A 2748-nucleotide genomic window follows, 5' to 3' on the forward strand; every position below is an offset into this window, starting at 1 on the left:
AACGACGACGCGCCGCGTCTACTACTCTCTCTCTCTCTCTCTCTCTCTCTCTCTCTCTCTCTCTCTCTCTCTCTGCGGCAAAGAAAAGCGGTGCCGGGCATCCGGCAGTGCGGCGATGGGGAAGAAGAGGATGTCCGTTTATGCGCTTCATCATATTCCCTTGTGCAAAAAGCCGCCGCCGGGGGCGTCGGCCCCAAGCATCGCTTTGCGCGTTTTTTTTCACCCTGCTCTTGGGTGAAAGCAGCCTGCCGCATCGTTATGTGGTTTTATATCGGATTAGAGAAAAATAACTTTAGTTTTTTGGGAACTCATTCAAAAGAATTTTCAAAATATATGGACGTTAACAATGTATTATAAAAGACAAAAATGTCATATGGGATAAAAATTTATCCCATATACTGGAATACATTGCCCCTCAAGAGAAAGAAAGGCGCGTCCCGCTGTCCACTTCGGGACGCGCCCGGGGAGGGCGCGTGCTGTCCATACGCGCCCGTTTGCGGTCGGAGTATGCGCTGCCCCCGACCGCAAATTTCCGTCAATGTCAGGCCTGTTTCAGCTCCTGGATCAGCTCCGTGAGCGTCCGGGCCTGGGCGGCCAGGTCGGACACGGCTTTGGCGGCCTCACCCATGGCTTCGGCGGTCTGGCGGGACATGTCGTTGACCTGGACGATGGACTGGTTGATCTCCTCGCTGGCGGCGGACTGCTCCTCGCTGGCTGTGGCAATGGCGTTGACCTGGTCGGCCGTGGCTTCCACGGTGGCCACAATTTCCTCCAGGGCCGCGCCGGATTGCCCGGCGAGCTCCGTGGCTTCGCCGATGCGTTCCACGGCGTTGTCCACGCCGGTCATGCTCTTTGCCGTGCTTTCCTGGATGGCCTTGATGGCGTTGCCCACGTCGTTGGTGGAAGCCATGGTCTTTTCGGCCAGCTTGCGCACTTCGTCGGCCACCACGGCGAAGCCTCGCCCGGCCTCGCCCGCGCGGGCGGCCTCAATGGCGGCGTTGAGCGCCAGCAGGTTCGTCTGGTCCGCGATGTCCGAGATCACGGCCATAATCCGGCTGATGTCCCGGGCGTGCGCGTTGAGCTGGACCATATCCTCCTTGAGTTCCAGGGACATCTGATGGACCTGCCCGATGCTCCGCACGGCCTTTTCCACCACCTGGGCCCCGGCTTCGGCCTTTTGCTTGGTTTCGGCGGAAGCGGCCGAGGCGGAACCGGCGTTTCTGGCCACTTCCTGGACAGTGGCGTTCATTTCGTTCATGGCTGTGGCCGCTTCGCCCAAGCGGGTGGCGGACTCGGCCGCGCCCCGGTCGGACTGCTCAACCTGGGCGGACAACTGGGTGGAGGCGGAGGAAACCGCGCTGCCCACCTGTTCCAGTTTGTCGGCGGCCGTCAGCATGGCCCTGGCCTTGGCTTGGGCTTCCTTACCGGCTTGTTCGGCCTGCCGCATGGCTTCCTCGGCCTTGCGGGAATGCTCGTTGGCCTTTTCCGATTCCTGATGGGCGGCGGCGATCATCTCCTTGAGATGGGCCACCATGCTGCGCAGGGCGTCGAAAAGTGTGCCCAACTCATCGTTGCGGGTCACAGTGAGTTGTCTGTCCAGATCGCCCTCGGCGATGGCCTTGGCGCACGCAACGCACTGCAGCAGATCGCGGATGATGGGGCGGGTGACCAGAAAGATGATCAGGCCCACAATGGCCGCGCCGGCCAGCATGATGCCCAGGGCGGCATTGCGGATATAGGCCGTGGTCTCGTTGATTTCCGAGACGTCCAGGCAGGTGACGGCGATCCAGCCGGATTCCGGGTCCAGCCGAAAGTTGAGCAGGCGGTCCACGCCCGTGCTGGTGGTGTAGCGCAGGGTTCCCTGGGGTGAGCCAAGCACCTGGCGTCCCCATTCCACCTTTTGGGCGTCGAATTCCTGGATCAGTTTGGTGTCGGGATGGGCCAGCATCAGGCCGCCGCTGTCCAGAATATAGGCATAGCCGGTTTTGCTGATGCGCACGCCCTCAATGGTGCTGGCGACGACGTCCCGGCAGGGCAGGATGGCGTAGAGCACGCCCGTGGGTTTGCCGGAGGCGTTCAGCAGCGGTGTGGAAACCACCATGGCCTTGTCGTGGATGTCCATGCTCATGAGCGGCGCGGAGATGACCGTCTCTCCCTTCAAAGACGCCTGAAAATAGGCGCGCTTGCCCACATTGACCTTACCCACGGCATCCTTGTTGCTGCCCGCCACCACCAGGCCGTCGGGCCCGGCGATATTGACCACCGGAAAGGCCTTATACAGTTTGGCGTAGCCTTCCAGAACGCTTTGGGCCAGTTGCGCGGCCTCGGCCAGCCGGGCTGAATCGATCCCGGTCTGCCCCCCGCCCAGTATGTTGCCCAGGGCGCGCAGCCGGGCCGTTGCCGCCATGGCTCGCACGCTGTCTTTGTAATTGACGGCGGCATTGTTCACGCCCTTGAGCAGAATGCTGTTGCTCACGTCCAGCTCCTGCCGGAAATTCTCCTCCAGGCGGCCGGCGATCATGCTTGCGACCAGCAGCGTGCTGCACAGGATCAGAATGACAAGGGCCGTCAGGCTGGGCAACAGGAGCTTATTCTGGATCGTGAGTTTCATACTTCCCCCTCAGTGAACGTTTTGTGTGCCGCGCCCAAAAAAGGCCAAAGCCCCGCACTGTCGCCGGAGATGCTTTGGCCCGTACGCGCGCCCACAAAGCAAGTCAGATTTTTGTTAATTTCGTCTCTCTCTCTCTC

At 61.0% G+C, this 2748-nt stretch carries 2 protein-coding genes; one reads left to right on the plus strand and one right to left on the minus strand.

The genetic code is table 11. The features are described from left to right. Nucleotides 1-357, plus strand: a 357-nt coding sequence (locus HMPREF1022_RS17930; protein ID WP_198005312.1) for a hypothetical protein, incomplete at its 5' end; no start/stop codon positions are given. 184 nt (nucleotides 358-541) lie between these two features. Here the strand turns inward: HMPREF1022_RS17930 and HMPREF1022_RS03705 are convergent. After that, the gene (locus HMPREF1022_RS03705; RefSeq protein WP_009301952.1) at nucleotides 542-2611 is read right to left on the minus strand and encodes a methyl-accepting chemotaxis protein; all 2070 of its coding nucleotides are present in this window, start codon (nucleotides 2609-2611) and stop codon (nucleotides 542-544) included. Nucleotides 2612-2748 lie beyond the last annotated feature (137 nt).

This window comes from Desulfovibrio sp. 6_1_46AFAA (assembly GCF_000224635.1).
GTDB lineage: Bacteria > Desulfobacterota > Desulfovibrionia > Desulfovibrionales > Desulfovibrionaceae > Desulfovibrio > Desulfovibrio fairfieldensis.